Consider the following 20360-nt stretch of genomic DNA (forward strand, 5'->3'; position numbering starts at 1 on the left):
TAAAAAGACTCAAACTGAAAAACCGCCTGAAGGTGGCCGGACCTCAAACGGGGCCGAAGCTCGAACGGCACTGACTATAGAATCTGCTTTTAAACTTTCAAGGGTCAGGTATGTGGCCCCAAGTGCTGTAGAAATCTGCTGTGCAAGCCCGAATTTTATCATGCTGTTTTCGGTGTCAATTACGGCAGATTGTATGCCTTCCTCTCTTAACCGGGAAGCTACTGTTTTCGTTTCCTGAAGAGGAGATTCTCCATTCATACTGACATTGGCCCTGCCGTCAGAGATCAGAACCATAAAAGGACAGGTGTCAGGATCACGCTGGAGTTCAGTTTTTATGACCTCATACCCTTTGACAAGTCCTCGGGAAAGAGGCGTCTTTCCACCCGTAGGCATTTCCTGCAAATACTTTTGAGCCAGTTCTATACTGGATGTTGGAGGCAGCAGCAGTTCCGCACTATCCCCTTTAAAAGCGATAAGCCCCACTTTGTCACGTTTCTGATAGGCGTCCATAAGCATTGAAAGGACCGCACCTTTGGAAGCAACCATGCGCTGCCGGGCTCCCATAGAACCGCTGGCATCAACCACAAAGAGTACAAGATTACCGATCTTTTTCCCCCGGATTTTTTCCCTGAAATCGGATTCATGAATTGCTACGGAATTGCTATTCTTTTCCCGCGTAAGCTGGAAGGGAGCAGCAGCCCTCAGGGTGGCATCAAAAGCAAGGTCTGTGGTTTTTTCATGAGGAATTGAACTTTTTATATATCTGCCTTTTTTAGATCGAGTCAGGGTCTTGCTGCGCCTGCCTGATCCGCTCCGCTGATCTCTGCGAAATTCAGGAGACAATTGTTTTACCTGATAGTGTTCCCCGATTTCAAAAGTAGTTTCCGAAAAAGCATTCGGTTGCTCCCCATTTTGGGCTCCGGACTCTTCCGGAGGATGCCCTTCAGCCTGTTTGTGTTGCTGATCCGGGCTTTCGTGTTGTTCTTTTTTCTGCTGCTCATGTTTCTCTTTTTCTTTCTCTTCCTCGTTTTTCTGTTTATCTTCCTGGTTTTGAGGTTTTTCTTTCTGTTTTTCCTTCTGCCTTTCCTTATGTTTCTCTATGCTGTCTTCCAGTTTATCCTGTTTTTCGGGCTGATTATCAAAAGGCTTTCTGCGCATGCGGTGAGAAAGGGTAAGCCCTGCAGCCTCCCGGACATCTTCCTCGGTCACTTCGGCTCTTCCATAAAAAGCTGCAAGCGTAATTGAGGTCTTCATCATGGTGAGGTCTGCCCTGTGCCCGTCCACCCCCATGTCAATACAGATCTGGCTGATCATTTCAAGCATGTCATCTGAAATCCTGACCTTGGGAAGCAGTTTCTGCGCCAGAAGGATCTGCCCGCAAAGTTCGGTTTCGGCACTCTGCCAGTTTGCTGCAAAAGCTTCAGAGTCGGCCTCATAACTGAGCCTGTATTTTATGAGTTCAACTCTCCGGACCACATCCCCGATTCCTTTTATATCCACACATAAACCAAACCGGTCCAGTAACTGAGGCCGCAGTTCCCCTTCTTCCGGGTTCATGGTGCCTACAAGCACAAAGTTCGCAGGATGGGTATAGGAAATCCCCTCTCTTTCAATAGTGTTTATCCCCATTGCCGCAGAGTCCAGAAGCACGTCTACAAGATGGTCATCGAGAAGGTTTATCTCGTCTACGTACAGGATGCCCCTGTGAGCCATTGCAAGCACTCCGGGCTCAAAACGTTTTTCCCCTTTCCTGATGGCATGTTCTATATCAAGGGTCCCGATAACCCGGTCTTCAGTGGCACTTACGGGCAGGTCCACAACTTTCATTTTTACAGGGGAAACTCTCAGGCTTCCTGTCTTTAGTTTTTCAAGGCACTCCTCACACAGTCCGCTTTCATTATCAGGGCTGCATTTGAACTTGCAACCTTCAACAACCTCGATTTCAGGCAGGAGATTAGCAAGAGCCCGGACTGCAGTTGATTTGGCAGTACCTTTTTCACCCCTGATAAGGACTCCTCCGATTTTAGGGTTGATGAGATTCAAGATCAGTGCTTTTTTCATTTTTTCCTGCCCGACTATAGCGGAAAAAGGGTAGGTAGTAAGATTGTGGTTCTTCATGGTTTTGCCTCAAGGATTTATTTCAGATTCCAACCAGATATTCTTCAACACTCATTGCGGGTATGGATACGGGAGTTGTGGAGGGGAGAATGGATTCCACACATTCCACCCTGTTCATGTAAGGGTAAAAGATAACATACAAATTCCCTGATGTCTTCTTTTCAAACCGGCCAATCCAGATTTCTTCCGTCACATTGATATCCGAACCAGACCAGACCACGTGCCTGTTTTCCAACCTCAGTTTCGGATAGGTCTCAACAACAGTAAGCTCTCCGAACTTCTTCCCATAATCCAGTTCAACCGGGCTGTCAGAGAAATGCAGAAGATATTTCAGGTTAACAGCAGAGAGTTCTTCTCCCTGCATGATACTATCAACATATGCAGAAAAAAGGGGCACTTCAACACCATTTAATTTCTTTGTGTAGAGTAAAGTATGTGTACCCAGGTCCGCCGATCTTCCGGGAGAGATTATGCTTGAATAAACCGGGAGGCGGTTCCTGAAAACCGTCAGGCAGGCATTATCCGAATCCAGATCGGTGACTTTCAGGGTATACCCTTCTTTCAGGTCATATTCTTCACCCGGGTGGAGGAGTTTCTTATCCTCATCCAGAAGGATATTTACAATTCCCCGGTCACTTCCGAGATGTGCATATTTCCCGCCGTTCCAGCCGAGCACTGAATATCCCTGGTTAAACCAGTCTTCCCCGTAACTCATCATCTCGGGGTTTTTATACGGCATCCTGACAGGCAGGGATTCATAAACCAGGCCCCCTTTCGGGATCCAATCATTTCCGGAATCAAGGGAAAGTTCAAGGCTTTCTGTACTGAGATCGTACTCCGGGTCGTAAAAAAGCATACCAAAAGAATCGGCGGTCCAGACACAGGAGTCCGGGGAGGAATCCGAACGGTTTACAGTTAAGGATGTGCCCCTGATCTTATACGATTTGATAGTATTCTGTGTCATGTTGTAAGAGCATGCTCGGTAAACATCTTCAGCAACCCTGAAGTCGATCAGGTTGTCAAGGATAGTTACGTAATCGCCTAACTGCATCTTGATAGGCACTCTATTTTTCAACACGATGCTTTTGTTTGTAACTGCAGTGACTTCGAACTTACCGTACCTGTCTCCTGATTCGACCTTAAGAGGCGTATCTGAATACTGGTTTACACTTTTAAGGCGCACAATAGGATCCGCACTATCAAGAACCTTTTCAAGAGTTCCTTCCAGGATTACATATTCTGTGCTTTCGACTTCTGTCGTGAAGTTAAATTTTGATCCTTCTTCAACGGATTTTGTAGTAACGGGGATGGAATTTTTTTGAAACTCAAGCAGGGCGTAGTCCCCGTTAATACCCTGGAGCACCAGTTTACAGCCGTTTCCGAGATCAAAATCATTTCCCCTTTGAAGGTCACGGCTTCCGGAACTCACCAGGCTTTCGCTGAGTAGCCCGTCCCCAAGGATCTTGTACTTTTTCCCGAAAAAGGCAGTTGAACCTGAACTGATTTTTGAGGTATAGATTGCATCTCCCGTGTCAATAAACCCGTCCTCTGAAAAAAAAATTTCCAGTGATTCATAGTATGTTCCAGAAGTAGTTGAATAATAAAACCCGGGACAGTTTTCTCCATTGAGACTGTAATGATCTCCTTTTGCGATACTAATGAGTTGTCCTCTCTGTTCAATAGCACCTTCCACAGGAATGGTAATAAATAAAACCATTGATATGAAAAAAATTACATGCCTAAGTTGTAAAATAACATGAGTATTGCCAATAAAAACCATAATAATGTCAACATTAGTATTACTAAATAATCTTTTTGTTTTTTAGATACATAAAATAAGAGTCCTCCATTAGGAAAAAGCTACAAATGAAAATCCTACTTTTAGTGTACATTTCTTTCCTTTTTGATAGGGAGATATTTGATGTATCTATAGATATCGAAAAGTAGAATTACAAACCAGAAAATTAGTGTGATTTAAGCTATATTAAAACTTAAATTCATTTTTTGCAGATATAATTTTTAAAATTAGTCGTAATTAGTAGCCATGTTATTAAAGAAAGTATAACTATATTTGTAAAATTTAAGATTATTTCGAAATATTTATTAACTCTTAGACAATGACTGTTTTTTATGTCGTCAGGAAAAAATACTGTGCTAGGATTTATGTTCCTGTTTTTTGCAGTTCTGGCAATATTGTATTTTCAAACGACGTCTGCTGAAGAGATAGTTTATGAGGAGAATTTTGAGGATAACTCAGGGATTGAAGGAGATTTCCTCAGGTGTGAAGATGGCACACTGTATCTGGACACTAAAAACTCTGCACAGACAGGGGGAGGAGTATGGAATAAAAATGTAAGCCTATCCCCGGGAAAAATTTCCTGGAGGTGGGATGGGCAGGATACGGATAATTTCAGCCTCTGGTTAAAGGTCACATTCAATGATCATAAATCCATTTACTATGTTGCAGCCGGGAGCAGGAATCCGCAGTCTGAAGACGAGTTTTACCGGGACAGGGAAAATAGACGGCGTTTTTCTCCTTCTATTGTAATCTCCGGAATCCCGATGAGTCAGGTTGAAAGAGATCTCGTTTCGGATTATACCAGATATTGCGGTCCTGCTGAAAATGTCAGGATTGTGAAAGTGAGTGCAGGTTTGGGGGACAGCAGCACCGAGCATATGAACATTTTGAGAATATCAGACCTGAAAATATACAGCCAATCATAAAATCAATCAAAAAAGCCTGAAAACCAGAGGAGCCAGAAAATGAAAAAGAGCAATGTTACACTGATACTCATATTTACACTTATTTTCGTAGTATGTTCGGGATGTGTATCTTCCGGAGTAATGTCCCATGATAGCGAATCTTCCGATAGTATCTCTTCGGATGAAGAGAATGAAAACGGAGAAGAGAGTCCGAGCATTGGGTTGAATCAAGGAAACACGACATCTTATGAAAGGTCTTCACCCTATATTTATTGGGAGTACGAGCTTGGATATGTAGCTCCGGAAAACATAAGTGAGGGGCGATCAAGCGTTCAGGACTGCGTAAGTTATGCACAGGATGGAAGATATGTGGCTGTCGGAACAGGCTCAAACCTTACAGTTATCGACGTAGCAGGCAAAAATGTGTTATGGGAAAAAGCCCTCAAGGGAAACATTTCAGACCTCACATTCTCGGAAGACGGAAAATACCTGCTTGCTGGAGAGAGAAGTATTGACGGCTATATACATTTCATGAACGCCAGCACAGGAGAAGAGATCCGCAGCTATAGGACTGCAGGTGACCTGGGAACCGGCACGAACCCCAGAAATCAACCCTGCATATACAGAATAACGACTGCTGATAATGCTGTGTACATTGCAGCAGGCAGGTACTGGAAAGATTCCGGATATGAGCTGGCTTCCAGGGTGTACAGGTTCAGCCCCGATGGCAATCTTTCCTGGAAACTCCCGACGGGAGAAAATTACGCCCGAAGTGTGAACTGGATTGATTCAAGCAAGGACGGAAAAAATGTAGTTTTTTCAACAGGGGACTGGACAAATTCCCTTGAAGTAAATGCAGTCGTTTACTCTGTAAATGATGATGGAAATCTCCGCTGGAAATATGAAATTCCACCTCTCATACCTTATTTTGTTTCTGCAGCCATCTGGCACGGGCTTGATGTTTCAGATGATGGGTCTATTGTAACTGCCTATACAGGAGACGGGAGAAAATATCTTTTTAATGACTTTAAGATGAAAAAGCCAGGGGATGGCGAATCTGAGTGGTACTCCGATAAATGGAAGTCCAATGTGACAGCTCCGGAGGAGCTTGAAGGAAGTGTCATATACAGTTACGGCGAAAATGCAAAAATCGCTGCTGAAAATGAGGTACTCTACCTTACGGGATCTACACTTCCCGCATACTATCCCGGTAAGGTCCCGATGGCACACCCCCTTGAAAATTCTCTCATATCATGCGATGTAGAAACAGGAGAAATTTCCTGGATCTATAACCTGGGAGGACGCTGTGCAGGTATTTTCTTCTCTCCGGATATGAGGTTCTTTGTCCTGCCAGTCGGAAAAGATATGTCCGCAGGCGATACTCAGGCTCATGGGATTCATGCCTTTGATGATCAGAAATCCGGAAATGGAAATTCAAAGCTGCTCTGGACCTTCAATACTGAAGGGGTCGTTGTGGATGCTGTGATTTCTTCTGACTGTACCGTAGCCGCAGTTGAAGTTCCTCTGCAACTCAAAAACGGGGATGTAACTGGAAAACACAGGTTAATAATTTTCAGGTGAGAGTATGAAATGGAAATTTTTGATAGCCCTGCTTGTTATGATTTTAATGACTGCAGGATGTGCTGAAAAAAGCCAGGTGTCAGCCAGCAGCGAGTCGGTTCAGGATTTGGAATCAGGGACACAGAGTGTGCAGGCAGGTATGCAGGATGCGCAGGAAATAAGTAATTCCGAAGCCGGGGTACCTATAGACTCGGTAGTCTTCTCAAGGACCGGAGTATTGTTAACTCTAAAAAGTGAGGCAGATATCTCAGAAATAAGGATTTCTTCAGATAACAACCAGGTAGCTTCTCTGGATGTTGAAAAAACTGAAGATCAGGCATTTTTATCTTTAGACTGGAACCCTGAAACCCTGTACAGGTTTGAGGTGATAACAGGTTCAGGGACATCCAGCGATCTGGAGGTATATGCTCCAGAAAAACCGGCTTTGAAAGAGGAGTATACCATAGAGCTTGAGGATGTAACTCCCGGGCTCATCGAAAAAACCTCAACCAATATCAAAGGTGTGACGAAATTCTCTCCTGACAACAGTTATCTTGTCATAGGGACTCACGGAGGCTCTCTGAAACTCATAGAGCTTGCAACAGGAGAAAAGGTATGGGAAAAGCAGCTTGTTACAGGAATATCAGATGCAAGAATCGCGGATATAGAGTTTTCAGAAGATGGAAAGAGTCTTTTTGTAGGAGAAGAAAGTCCTGATGCTTTTATTCATTGTTTTGACCTCAAAGGCACCGAGATCTGGAAATTTGGGGCAGGGAAGGAGTTGGGTTCAGATCTCAAGTACATGCCTGCAATGAAAAAGATAAAACTTGATTCAAATGGTAATATTTATGTTGCTGCCAGCAGGGCCTGTGGGTATATAGGTGAGAAATACAAGTACCTGGGAAGGGTTTATTCCTTTGACCCTGAAGGCAACCTGCGCTGGAAATTCCCCGAATCCGAACTTATGGACTCAGGAGTTACATGGATTGATGCCACCCCTGACGGGGAATACGCAGTGTTTGGAACCACCTGTTTTACAAAGGCAGATAACTGGAAAGACGGGACTGTGCATGTCCTGGACGGAAACACGGGAGAAGAGCACTGGAGTTACCAGATCCCCCCAGTTGAACCGTTCTTTGACTATTCCGCAATCTGGTACAGCACACAGATCACTCCTGACGGGGAACAGCTAATTACAATGACAAGCGACGGCCGGGCTTTTTTATTTAATAACTCCCACGTCATTGAAACCGGAGCCCCGGAGATTACCTGGCAGCAAAATATCTCAACTCCGATAGTCGTGAGTGGAGTCCCTATCTACGGCAGTGCGAATTATGCTTACATTGTCAACGACACCCTGATCTTTTCAATTGGGAGTACTTTCTCCAAAGATAAGAATAAGGATGCTCCTTTTGAACACCCCAGCGGAAACAGCCTGTTTGCCTATGATTATGAAGGCAATCTGCTGTGGAAATGGAGGGTGGACGGTTATGCGGGGGAGTGTGCAAGGAATGACCGCTACCTTGTGATCCCTCTTGCCCAGAACCTGGTAACCGAGGACAGAGGTGTTCACGGTATCTATGTCTTTGATGTATCTAAAAGCGGAAGTGCAAGTTCCAGGCTCAGCCAGATTTACGGAACCGAAGGGATTACGGTATCTGCTGATATCTCTTCTGACGGCAGGTATATTGCAGCCTTAGAAGCCCCTGCAAGGCTTGATGACGGCACTGTTCTCGGGAAATATAGAGTGCATATCCTTACATGAGGGGGAAAAATGAAAATTGTTTCAGTAACCTGGAATTCATACATTCCCACTCTTCTTGAAGCAGCAGAAGAACTTGGAATAGAGCTTGAGGCCTACTACTCAAAAATCCTGGAAGAAAACCCTGAAGAAGCTGAGAGGGTGCTCTCGGCATGTGAGCATGCTGATGCCGTCTTTATTTACCATATAGCCAATCCTTTCTGGGAAGAATTCTATGAAAGGCTTGAACCCTTAAAAACAAGGATACCTGTAATCTGTGTTGGAAGCACCCCATCCAGTTTCATCCTTTCTTCCGTTAAACTTGAGGTTGCCGCTACATGTTTTTCTTACATAATATATGGAGGAAAAGAAAACTTTGGGAATATGCTGTGCTACCTCTTAAAAGAGGTCTTTGGGGCTGAGATTGAAGTAAAGCCCCCGGTAAAAATTCCATGGGACGGGCTCTATCACCCGGATGCCGGGGAAATATTCTCAAGCCTCCGGGAGTACAGGAACTGGCACGGGCCCCTGAAGGACAAAACCGTGGGGCTGCTCATTTCCAGGACTTCCTGGGTAAACAATGACCTTGAAATTGAGAAGGCTCTCATAAGAGATTTCGAAAACCTTGGACTTTCTGTGATTCCTGTTTTTGCGTATTCGTTAAAAGATAAAGAACTTGGAAGCAGGGGCATAAATGAGGTCATTGAAGATTACTTCATAGAAAACGGCAAACCCGTCATAGACGCTCTTGTGAAACTCTCTCCATTTTTTATAATGAGCAACAAAAATAAAGAAGATGAAAGCTCATGTGCCGAGAAAGGAGTAGAACTGCTACAGAACCTTGACGTACCTGTTTTCCAGCCGATTATTTCCCACTACGTTACACAAGAGCAGTGGCAGGAGTCCCAGGGTTTAAGCACTGAGATCGGGTGGGGTGTAGCTCTGCCTGAGTTTGAGGGTGTAATCGAGCCCATCATAATAGGGGCAGGCAAAAATGAAGGAAATTACATAGGGCGCGCCCCTATCCAGGAACGATGCTCAAAACTTGCATCCAGGGTCCTTAAATGGATAAACCTCCGGAAAAAACCGGGAGACCAGAGAAAAGTTGCCCTTATCCTGCACAACAGGCCCTGCACAGGAGTTGAAGGCTCGGTAGGGGATGCTGCTAACCTTGATTCCCTTGAAAGTGTGGCAAGAATTTTAAATCGGATGCAGAAAGCAGGCTATGCTGTCAACCCTCCCCTGGACGGCAGGGAGCTTATTGAAACCATTCTCAAGAAAAAAGCAATTTCCGAGTTCAGATGGACCCCGATTAATGAAATCGTAAAAAACGGAGGGGTTCTGGCTTTTGTGGAAAAAGAAGAGTATGAACAATTTTTCAATACCCTGAGCCCGAATGTAAGACAGAGGGTAATCGAGGGATGGGGAAACCCGCCTGGAGAAGAAGTCAACGGCATTCCTGCTGCAATGGTCTATGAAAACAAAATCGTTGTTACCGGGATACAGTATGGAAACGCTGTCGTCTGTGTGCAGCCGAAGCGCGGGTGTGCAGGTGCCAGGTGTGACGGAAAGGTCTGCAAGATCCTGCACGACCCTGATGTTCCGCCAACCCATCAGTATCTTGCTACCTACAGGTACCTGGAAAATACTTTTGGAGCTGATGTGCTCGTACATGTAGGGACACACGGAAACCTTGAGTTCTTGCCCGGAAAAGGGGTGGGGCTTTCAGGGGACTGTTATCCTGATATCGGAATCGGGACTATTCCCCACCTCTACATTTATAATTCCGACAACCCTCCGGAAGGCACCATTGCCAAACGCCGGAGCCTTGCCTGCCTTGTTGACCATATGCAGACCGTCATGACCTCAGGAGGGCTTTATGAAAGCCTCGAAGAACTTGACAGGCTGCTCGGGGAATACGAACAGGTAAAACATGATAAGGGACGGGCACATGCCCTGAAACACCTGATCCTTGATGAGATTAAAAAATCGAACATGGATTCTGAAATAAAAGCTGACCACCAAACTTCTTTTGAGGAAATTATAAGGAAAGCACATGAAGTCCTCGGAAAGATCAGGAACACCCAGATCCATAACGGGATGCATATCTTCGGACAGCTCCCCGAAGGCGAGAAGAAGGTGGAGTTCATAAACTCGATTTTAAGGTACGATGACCAGGAAAATGCAGAGAACAGTGTTTCGATCCGAAGGATGATTGCAGGACTTCTGGGGCTTGAGCTTGACGAACTGATCTCTGACCAGAGCCGGATTTCAGCAGATGGAAAGTCAAATGGGCAGAGGCTTGAGGAAATTGATTCGCTCTCAAAAGATTTCATCAGGACATTCATAAGTAACCCGGAAAAAGATCCTGAACAGGTAATCAAAGAGATTTTTACAGGACAGAATTTCGCAGAGCAGAATATTACAGAACAGGTTTTGATAGAGCAGATTTTAACAGAGCAGATTTTAACAGAGCAGGATTTTACAGGACAAAGTGCTGCAGAAAAAAGTTTTATAGAGCCTATTATTACAGAACCGGCATTCAAAGAACAGAGTTTTACAGGAAAGATCATAAACCCGACCTCTTCCCGGATCGCTGCTGCAATCTGTGAAAGAATCCTTGACCTTGAGTCCAGAATAGACGCCTCTCTGGAGATTGAAGCTCTTCTGCACGGCTTTGAAGGGGGGTACATCCCTGCGGGCCCCTCGGGACTTATCATGCGCGGAAGAGATGACGTACTGCCAACTGGCAGGAATTTCTATTCACTTGACCCGAGGCGGGTCCCGACAAAAGCTGCATGGAGAGTGGGACAGCAGCTTTCAGGGGTTTTGATTGATAAACACCTAAGAGAAGAAGGCCGTTATCCTGAAAACGTGGCATTTTACTGGATGGCAAACGACATCATGTGGGCTGATGGAGAGGGCATAGCCCAGATTATGAGCCTGCTCGGGGTTGAACCGCGCTGGCTTGGCAACGGGCGCCTTAAAGGATTCGCAGTAATCCCCCTTGAAGAGCTGGGTAGGCCCAGGATTGATGTTACTATCAGGATCTCCGGAATCCTCAGGGACAACTTCCCGAACTGCCTGGAGGTAATAGACGAGGCAATCCAGGCTGTGGCTTCTCTTGATGAACCTGAGGAGATGAACTATCCAGGAAAACACAGCCATCGGATGCTTGAAGAAGGATCGGATTCGAGAGAAGCTACGTTGAGAATCTTTTCAAGCAAACCCGGGACCTATTCGGCAGGAGTACAGCTTGCGGTCTATGCAAGTGCCTGGAAAGATGAAAAGGACCTGGCAGATATCTTCCTTTACTGGAACGGTTATGCATATGGAAAAGGTGTAAAAGGCAAGGTGGCTCATACCCAGCTTGCTTCAAGTCTCAAGACTGTTGATGCTACCTTTAACAAAGTAGTCAGCGATGAATACGACCTCCTGGGCTGCTGCTGTTATTTTGGGGTTCACGGAGGGCTCACGGCTGCCGCCAAGCAGGCTTCGGGCAGGGAAGTGAAGGTCTATTTCGGGGATACAAGAGAACCGCAGCATGTTGAGGTCCGGGATATGGCTGATGAACTGCGCAGGGTGGTTAGAACCAGGCTTTTAAACCCCAAATGGATCGAAGGCATGAAACAGCACGGATACAAGGGTGCACAGGATATTTCTAAGAGGGTCGGAAGGGTCTACGGCTGGGAAGCGTCCACACAGGAAGTGGACGACTGGATCTTTGATGATATCACAAAGGCGTTCGTGCTCGATGAAGAAATGCGCAGGTTCTTTGAAAAGAATAATCCCTACGCGCTTGAAGAAATGTCCCGCAGGCTTCTTGAAGCGCAGTCAAGAGGGCTCTGGAACCCGGACCCGCAGGTGCTTGAAGACCTGAAAAACTCTTACCTTGAAATTGAGAGCTGGATGGAAGAGCTGGCGGGCGAAGGAGAGTTTCAGGGAGGGGCTGTGGAAATCATGAGCTTTGAAGACGTTCCTGACTGGGATAAGAAAATGCAGGAAATCCGGAAAATCCTCAAATAAGGAAAAAGGTCGCGGAATGAAAAATATAGTTTTTTTCTTCCTTGTACTGGTACTTGCCGTACAGCCTGCAGCAGCACAGGTGCAGGAGGAATTTGAACCTGAAGATATGACCACATTCACGGTTCAGGTCCCGCATGGAGTGGAGGAAAGCGGTCTTGCAGTCGGAGGCAGCAACCTCTCGGCATATGTTTTTTTTGAGAGTTATTATTACGGAAACATGAATGTGACAATGGAACTTGATTTACCTGAGGGTTTTATACTTCAGGATACCCCTGTTCATTCTTTTTCGCTTCAGACCGAGTATGAGGACTGGTACAGGCTCATTGATTTTTATGTGCCTGCTGACCTCCCCCCCTGCATATATAACATAACTGCAACTGCAGTTGTTGAGGTTGAAGGAAACGAGCATACCATCGTGCGCAGAACCCGGCTCAAAGTCGCTTCGAAAGAGGAAATCGCAGATGAGATCGAAGTATCCGGGCTCATAATACCATCAGACGAAGACGGATACGGAGACCCGAGCCATCCTTCCAACAGCCTGGTAATCCGGGAAACATCTCCTGTTCTCAAAAAGCTGCTGAAGGTTACAGACCTCCGGATCGATAGGGAGGAACTTACTTCAACCTTCATAGGAGTGGAGCTTACCAATAAAGGAGACAGCACGGTCCCGGTTATAATCACCTATGATATCCTTGACATTAAGACCGGAGAAACAGTAAAAGCCTTTAAGCCCTCCATTATGGGAATGAACGCAGATACCCTGTGCTATGCCACTTTAACCCTTCCCCCGGGTTCAAGTTCGCTGGTAAGCCTCCCCTTGTATATGTCTGAGGATGCGATGGGAGGAGAGTACCTGCTGAGGATTAAGGTAAAGCTCACAGGCAGCGATTGGGTTGCAGTAACAAGGGACCAGAAAATAACTGCAATCTCGAGGAAATGGGGACCCATAATAATTACTATTGTCTCCACTTTACTTGGACTGACTGCCGTAAGCCTCTTCTTTTCAAAATCAAAGGAAATAATGGACAGGTTTAAGACCCGCAACCTTGTGCTGATCGCCCTTTTTGGGACCGTTTCTTTTGCAGCCATAAACCTGCCCATGACCATCCTGTGGGAGCTGTCCCATGCCGTATTCGGGCCTTTCAGTTTCCTGTTTACAGGGCTCTTTTATGAGATTCTTCTCTACATGCTCGTTGCCTCACTTGTCGTCCTGATTCCAAAACCCGGAGTTGTAAGCCTTTTTATGATGGTCAGGTTCCTGCTTGGAGGCTTTATAACCGGGAGTTTCACTCCGATCACTTTCATAACATTGTCCCTGAGCGCGGTAGTTCTGGAGGTCATGATGTATGCTGCAGGCATAACCGGTAAAAACCCTGACCCGGAAAACAGGTTCAGGATGGGAGTTGTCTGCGGAATCGCAGATATGGTCAGTGGGTATGCATCCTTCAGCGTCTGGATGGTTCTCTACAGGCTGTTCTACAGCGACTGGTATATTATGGCAAATATCCTGATCGATGGCTTCCTCTACACTTTCATAGGAGCTTGGTTTGGAATAAGCCTGGGAAACAGGTTGAAAAAAGTTGCAGAATAAAGATAGCAGCAGAATAAGGTTGTACAGTAGGCAGAATAAAGTGGTACAGTAGCAGAATAAAGGTGGTACAATGATAGAGATCAAAGACCTGTGGTATACGTATCCCGGAAGAACGGAACCGACTTTAAAAGGGATTAATCTGAAAGTAAAAAAAGGGGAATTCGTCCTCCTGACGGGCCCTACGGGCTGTGGAAAGAGCACTTTACTGAAGACATTTAACGGCATAATTCCCCATGAATCCGGAGGAATATTTTCAGGTAGCATCCGGATTAACGGGACCGAGACCAGAGACTCAAACCAGATGGAGCTTTCAAGAGGGGTCGGCCTGGTTTTTCAGAACCCCGATGACCAGATCTTTTCCACAACCGTTGAGGACGAAGTAGCCTTTGGGCCCGAAAACCTCTGCTTTGAGAGGGAAGAGATTGATAAAAAGGTAGAAGAGGCCCTCCAGATGGTCGGGATGTCCGGACACAGGCTGGACTCCACGAATTCGCTCTCAGGAGGACAAAAACAGAGGATCTGCATTGCAAGCATGCTTGCGATGATGCCTGAAATCCTTGCAATGGACGAACCTGTAAGCCAGATGGACCCTGCGGGCACTCAGGAGGTCCTGAATACTGTGAGGGAACTTAACAGGAAACTGAAGATAACCGTTCTACTGGTAGAGCACAGGCTGCACGAGCTTGCACCTTTTGCAGACAGGATTGTCATCATGGACTGCGGAAAAATAATCTTTGACCAGCCTGCTTCAAAAGCTTTTGATTATCTTGAGGTATTTCACAGGCTGGGGCTTCGGGTTCCTGAACCCGTTGAACTCTGCCACGCTCTGGGAATAAGGGCAAGTCCCCTCAGTGTCAGGGAAGCTCTCGTAGTGCTGAACAGGAAAAACTTTAAAGATAATATGAAAACTCCCCGGTTCTTTCCGAAACCGGAAGAAGATACTGGTGCAGATGGTGGTGCACTAGCTATCCCTGCCGGAAATAATGATTCTGTAAATAACAATTCTATAAATAATGACTCTATAATTTATATCCGGGATCTGTGGTCTGGATATGACAAAAGCCAGATGGTACTTAAAGGCATAAATCTGGAAATACATAAAGGAGAAAGGGTTGCGGTCATGGGTACAAACGGCTCGGGCAAATCAACCCTGCTTTTGAACCTTGCAGCCATGCTTAAACCATATAAAGGAAATATAAAAGTTTTTGGGGAGGATACCAGGTCAAAAAACCCATATTCCTTTGCAGGCAGAGTCGGGTTCGTATTTCAGAACCCTGACCTTATGCTCTTCTGTGATTCAGCTGAGGAGGAAGCAAGGTTTGGACCGGTCCAGCTAAAGTATAAGAATATCGAGGAAAGGGCAAGTGCCTCTCTTGAAGCCATGTCAATTCAAAACCTCAAGCATGACCTTCCACAGTCTCTGAGCCGAGGGCAGAGGCTCAGGACAGCCGTTGCCTCGGTACTTTCTATAAATCCTGAAATCATTCTCCTTGACGAACCTACAACAGGACAGGATAGAGTGAATATAGAACAGATGATGGATTATTTCAAAAATAACTGTTCCACACTGGTTTTCTGTACCCATGATATTGAGATTGCAATGCTCTATGCTACAAGAATCCTTGTTATGAACGAGGGTCGGATTATAGCAGATGGAAAGGGCAGAGAGGTTATAAAGAACATTGAGATCCTCAGGAAAGCCTCCCTTACCCAGCCCCCGGTTGTTGAGATTGCCAACTATTTGGGAGTGGACGCCTTTTCGGTCACAGGACTTGTGGAAATGCTGACCCGCAGAAGTTCTGAAGAGATAAATTCTGAAGGGATAAATTCTGAAGGGATAAATTCTGAAGGGGTAAAATATGAAGGGATAAGATGCTGACCTGTAGAAACCTTGAAGTGATGAACCGTAGAACCGCTGAAGTGATAATATGATAGGTGCCAGATCAATTGCAGAACCGACGATTAAAGACACACTTATTCACAGGATGGACCCGCGGGCAAAGATCCTGATCCTTATTTCCGCTGCTTTTATAGCAGTAACCCTTGACAATCCCGAAACAATGCTTCTGCTGTTTCTGACCGTACTTTCCGGATTTGCATTTGCAAGGATGCCGGCAATAAAGCTCAAAACCCTTGCTTTCCTGCTCATACTTTTGGTCTGGGGGACTATCTACTCTCAGGCTCTTTTTTATTCCCAGCTTCCAAGGACTGTGATTTTTACCATAATCCAGCCTGATTTTCCAGTTCTGGGCTGGCTGACAAACGGGGGGCTGTTCGTATATGAGGAAGGTCTCCATCACGGTGCAATTCAGGGTTTAAGGTCAGCTTCAATCCTGTCCCTGGGACTGTTGATGTGCTGGACCACGGATTCGAGGGATATGCTAAACGGCCTGGTAGGGCTCAGGGTCCCTTACAGTGTTGCCTTTATGGTAGTCACAGCAGTCCGGTTCCTACCAATAATAATAACGGAAGTAGCTACCGTGATAACAGTCCAGAGACTCCGGGGTTTTAATCCGAAAAGGTTTGGGTCAGGGATTATCAAAACATCACTTAATATTTTAACCCCTACTCTATCAAACTGCGTAAGGAGGACCGGCATTCTTGCAGTTTCGATCCAGAGCCGGGCTTTTCGGGCAAATCCGGACAGGACATATCTCAAAAAACTGAAGTTTTCGGAACTTGATAAGGCAATGGTCACGGCCTGTATTTTTGTTGCCATAAGTATTGTGATCATAAAGCTTCTTTACAATATGTACACAAGTGGAATTTATTATACTTCAGATTTAAGGCCTGTTTATGCAATTGCCAGGGGATACCTGTGATAGAAATAAGAAAATTATCCAGATCCTTCGGGAACCTGCTTGCTGTTGATAACCTCGACCTTGATGTCGGAAACGAGATTTTTGGCCTCCTGGGCCCCAACGGGGCAGGCAAAAGCACAACGGTAATGATGCTTACAACCCTCCTAAAACCAAGCAGCGGCACCGCAAAGGTCTGCGGATATGATGTGGTAAGGGATTCAAAAAAGGTAAGGTCAAAGATAAGCTATGTCCCGCAGGACATGGCAGTGGACCGAAAACTTACAGGCAGAGAAAACGTACTGCTTTTTGCAAAGCTCTATGGGATTCCGAACCGAAACTCAAAAGTTGATGAAGTGATTGAAATGATGTCCCTCTCGGACCGTGCCGGCGATCTTGTCGCAACATACTCCGGAGGAATGAGAAGGCGCCTTGAACTTGCTCAGGCGCTTGTTCATGAGCCTGAAGTCCTTTTCCTGGACGAACCCACCCTCGGCCTGGACATAAGCGGCAGAAGGAAGATATGGGAGCATATCAGGATATTGAAAGCCGAAGGGATGACGATCTTCATGACCACGCATTACCTCGAGGAGGCAGAAAAGTACTGCAACAGGGTTGCGATTATTGATAAAGGCAGAATCGCAGCTGTCGGCTCCCCGGAAAACCTGATAAGTTCCATAGGAGGAAATGCGTCCCTTAATGATGTTTTCCTTGAGAAAGTCAAGACTCCTGAAGAGCAGGCAGGGTTTAATTCAACCCAGTTTAGAAACCTTTTGAGGCGTAGATAATGAAAGCCGTATTCTACTATTTTGAAAGGGACCTTGTAAAATGGCTGAGAGGAAAAGTAACCGTCATTTCCTCACTTGTCATGCCTGCAGCCTGGCTGATATTTGTCGGGCTTGCCCTGCCCACAAAGTTTACTGATAATTATCTTGAGTTTATCACCCCTGGCATCCTTGTCATGACAACTCTCTTTTCCTCCCTGCAGGGCGGGTCTCTTATGATTTTTGATAAAATACTGGGTTTTTTAAATAAGTTTCTCGCCATGCCTTCCCCGCGAGAAAGTATGCTGTACGGAAAAATCCTGTTTATCAGCGTAAGGGGCCTGCTGCAGGCAACCGTGATCCTCCTGATGGCTACCCTTCTTGGAGTAAGGTTATTGAACCCGATGAATATAGTTCTGATATATCTGACCCTGTTCCTATTTTCGGTATTTTTCTCTGCCCTCTCAACCATGATAGGGCTGTACTTAAGCGACCATGACAGCTATTCAGCTGTAAACAGTATGATCAGTATGCCTCTGTTTTTCACAAGCAGTGCTCTTATGCCTTATGATGTCATGCCCGTCTGGTTGAGGACGCTCGCAAGTCTTAACCCGGTCAGCTATGCGATAGACAGTACAAGACTGCTATTTGAAGGGACAGTCCCTGTATATGGAATCCTTGGACTTGCAGCCGGAGCCGGAATCATGGTCATCCTCGGGACATATCAATTCCGGAAAGCGGTTGTGTGAAAGAAACCGAATATAGGAAAAAAATACTCCACCTGATCCGAGAAATGAGTTATTTAATTCAAAAAAGGTTCTAGTTCACTGTCACTAAGTGCCCCAGCCAGCCTGTCTGGAAGCCCTTTATTTAAATAGTCTTATTGAGCGAAGCGAGAAATACACACTATAACATAACCTTGAAAGAGAACAAATGTCATAGTAAGCTCTTGAATAGAATAAAAAAGGATAAAAGTTATTTTTGCACAAAAGATGGTCCTCCCGCGCGAAACAAAGTGGAGTGATCCTGAAGGGCAGTTATGGGATTCTCAAGCCCTTATCCCTAACTCATTTCATGGGAAGGAACAAGATAGAGGTAGAATTTCCGATAAACTGGACTTTTCTTTTATCCCTGGTAATAAATAAATCCCTGAGGAGATGCTAATGAATCTCATAAAATCTATATAGACAAAAGAGATGCCAGGGTAACTAGAAAGTAGGACGCTAAAGCTAGAAACAAAAGCTGACAACTTTGTCTAAGTACGCTATATAAGATAACTTATTGAAGCATAGAAGGACATTAAGTCATAGTGACTGCTCCTTTCATTAAAATGAGGGGCATTTATCGGTTTTACGAACAGACTGCAATCCCAGTCTGAGAATGTTAATAGAAGCATTAAGATCACGATTGATAAATAGACCAGAAAGGACAATTCTGAGTATTTTCTAACAGGTCTTTTTCTACCAGCATACCACAATTTGAACATATCTTAAAGGTATTCTTAGGATTTACAAAAAACTACTTTTCTACCAGCGTTTTCAGCTTTGTAGGAAGTATAAGTTACAAGTTTACTCCAGGCAGCATCAAGAATGTGTTTAGCCAGATTGTGATTTTTAGATATGACCAGATCTAATCAACCTGTATTTTGGTAAGATAAATATCTCTGAGGAAATACATTGTAACTACTTTAATGGTTTTATTACACCATTATTAACCTCCAACACATCTGAAAATTGTGTCTTTACATGCCCAATAGCTCGTGCAACACTTACTCTTTTTCTTAGAAATTATAGTCAACGTTCTTAGAAGATCTTACTTTCAGAACTATATCCCTTAGATTTTCATTTTATAATCATGAAATTTATTAGTCAAGGGAAATAAATGTGGAGAATACATTCTCAAAACAAAGAGTCATGCGAAAAAATAATATAATTTTTATATATCCATAGAAGTATTTTAGTATATAAATAGAATAATGAAAGTTTTTATGCGCATATATGCAAATGAATTCATTGTCGACTACAGATAGTAAAGATTATATTCACATACGTGGATTTTATAGATAGAAAGATTGCGAACCGAATCTTCGATTTACTGTGTACGTTCAGGTAATTTTATTTTTGGGTGATAGATTATTAAACTCTTTACACTTTTGCCCAGTGGTTACAGAACAATACTCAGATTTGAAATTCGGGGAGGGTACTAATATGAAGAAGTTACTGGCTTTGATGCTACTTATTTCAGCTTTATATCTGGCTGTGCATCGACGATAAAGACAAGCTCACCAGTCAGTCCGGAAGAGCTAGCTGTGAGCATGGAACCCCTGGTAATCAAGGAGTTTACTGAGCAGGATATTTCCGTGAATGTATTAAATAATAACAGCACCCAGGCAATTGACTCGGTGTCTGTAAGTTCATTTGATCTATTTACAATTGTAGAGCCAAGTTCACAGGTGAATATTCCTTCTGGCAACAAGGCCACTGTAAGTTTCAGGGTTATGGCTCCTTCGTTTGATGGGGTTGAAGATACCTCAATGTTGACCTTATCATATGCTTCGGGTATCGATAAAGAAGAAAAAACCATAATCAAGACGAAGGTTATGCCTGTACAGACCATTGTCTTGCCTGATGCGAAACTTCAGTTCGTCGGCTTTGCCGAAAGCATGGACAAGCTGCGTGCATCTCCCCCTGTTTCTACATGGGAAACTGAGAAGGGCGGAAATGTCACAGTAAAATTTTCTGTAAAAAACAGCGGACAGACGACCATATCCAACGGATCAATGTACGTGCTGGTAGACATCGAAAACAAGCTAATTGGGAACAATGCGAGCGTTAATATTACCGAGGCTATGGCAAAGGGAGGAACTTCCTATACACGGGGTGTGACGCTTCCTATTCTAAAAGATGCTCCCAATGGGGAAACTGATGTGTATGTAAATCTGATGAAAGGGGATTATCTTCTTGATTCCCAGACCCTTGTACTTAAAGTAAAACTATAATCAGGATCTGGTTTTCATGAGATTCGGGTTTCATATAAAACCTAACAAATCTCCTCTTTTA

The 20360-nt window shown here is 44.7% G+C and carries 12 protein-coding genes; 10 read left to right on the top strand and 2 right to left on the bottom strand.

Going from position 1 to position 20360, the window contains the following annotated elements; translation table 11 throughout:
• Positions 1 to 9: 9 nt before the first annotated feature.
• A complete protein-coding gene (locus ACZ5A8_RS17680; RefSeq protein ID WP_322225600.1) occupies positions 10 to 2118 on the bottom strand; it encodes a putative cobaltochelatase in 2109 nt (702 codons plus the stop codon).
• 22 nt (positions 2119 to 2140) lie between these two features.
• The gene (locus ACZ5A8_RS17685; RefSeq protein ID WP_464530623.1) at positions 2141 to 3835 is read right to left on the bottom strand and encodes an S-layer protein domain-containing protein; all 1695 of its coding nucleotides are present in this window, start codon (positions 3833 to 3835) and stop codon (positions 2141 to 2143) included.
• Between the two features lie 413 nt (positions 3836 to 4248).
• On the opposite strand from ACZ5A8_RS17685, the gene ACZ5A8_RS17690 reads away from it, so the two are divergent.
• The 10 genes from ACZ5A8_RS17690 to ACZ5A8_RS17735 all read left to right on the top strand — a co-directional run bounded on the left by ACZ5A8_RS17690 (position 4249) and on the right by ACZ5A8_RS17735 (position 20299).
• A complete protein-coding gene (locus tag ACZ5A8_RS17690; protein ID WP_464530624.1) occupies positions 4249 to 4842 on the top strand; it encodes a hypothetical protein in 594 nt (197 codons plus the stop codon).
• Positions 4843 to 4881: 39 nt separating this feature from the next.
• Positions 4882 to 6402: a WD40 repeat domain-containing protein gene (locus tag ACZ5A8_RS17695; protein WP_464530625.1), complete on the top strand. Its 1521-nt coding sequence runs from the start codon at positions 4882 to 4884 to the stop codon at positions 6400 to 6402.
• Positions 6403 to 6406: 4 nt separating this feature from the next.
• Positions 6407 to 8146 carry a WD40 repeat domain-containing protein gene (locus tag ACZ5A8_RS17700; RefSeq protein ID WP_464530627.1) on the top strand — a complete coding sequence of 580 codons (1740 nt, stop codon included), beginning with the start codon at positions 6407 to 6409 and terminating at the stop codon, positions 8144 to 8146.
• 9 nt (positions 8147 to 8155) lie between these two features.
• Entirely contained in the window at positions 8156 to 12148 is a 3993-nt protein-coding gene (gene cobN, locus ACZ5A8_RS17705; RefSeq protein WP_464530628.1) for a cobaltochelatase subunit CobN, read from the top strand.
• A 16-nt stretch (positions 12149 to 12164) separates the two neighbouring features.
• On the top strand, positions 12165 to 13739 hold the full coding sequence (locus tag ACZ5A8_RS17710) for a hypothetical protein (protein ID WP_464530630.1): 1575 nt from the start codon (positions 12165 to 12167) through the stop codon (positions 13737 to 13739).
• 70 nt (positions 13740 to 13809) lie between these two features.
• Positions 13810 to 15618 (top strand): ABC transporter ATP-binding protein, encoded by a 1809-nt coding sequence (locus tag ACZ5A8_RS17715; RefSeq protein ID WP_464530631.1) that lies wholly within the window; start codon positions 13810 to 13812, stop codon positions 15616 to 15618.
• Between the two features lie 49 nt (positions 15619 to 15667).
• Positions 15668 to 16561 (top strand): energy-coupling factor transporter transmembrane component T family protein, encoded by an 894-nt coding sequence (locus ACZ5A8_RS17720; protein ID WP_464530633.1) that lies wholly within the window; start codon positions 15668 to 15670, stop codon positions 16559 to 16561.
• Positions 16558 to 17325 (top strand): ABC transporter ATP-binding protein, encoded by a 768-nt coding sequence (locus ACZ5A8_RS17725; protein ID WP_322225591.1) that lies wholly within the window; start codon positions 16558 to 16560, stop codon positions 17323 to 17325. The genes ACZ5A8_RS17720 and ACZ5A8_RS17725 overlap by 4 nt, the downstream gene beginning before the upstream one ends.
• Entirely contained in the window at positions 17325 to 18050 is a 726-nt protein-coding gene (locus ACZ5A8_RS17730) for an ABC transporter permease (RefSeq protein WP_464530634.1), read from the top strand. The genes ACZ5A8_RS17725 and ACZ5A8_RS17730 overlap by 1 nt, the downstream gene beginning before the upstream one ends.
• A 1559-nt stretch (positions 18051 to 19609) precedes the next feature.
• Positions 19610 to 20299, top strand: a complete 690-nt coding sequence (locus ACZ5A8_RS17735) for a hypothetical protein (RefSeq protein WP_464530635.1) — start codon at positions 19610 to 19612, stop codon at positions 20297 to 20299.
• The last annotated feature ends 61 nt before the right edge of the window (positions 20300 to 20360 follow it).

This window comes from Methanosarcina subterranea, from assembly GCF_055385895.1.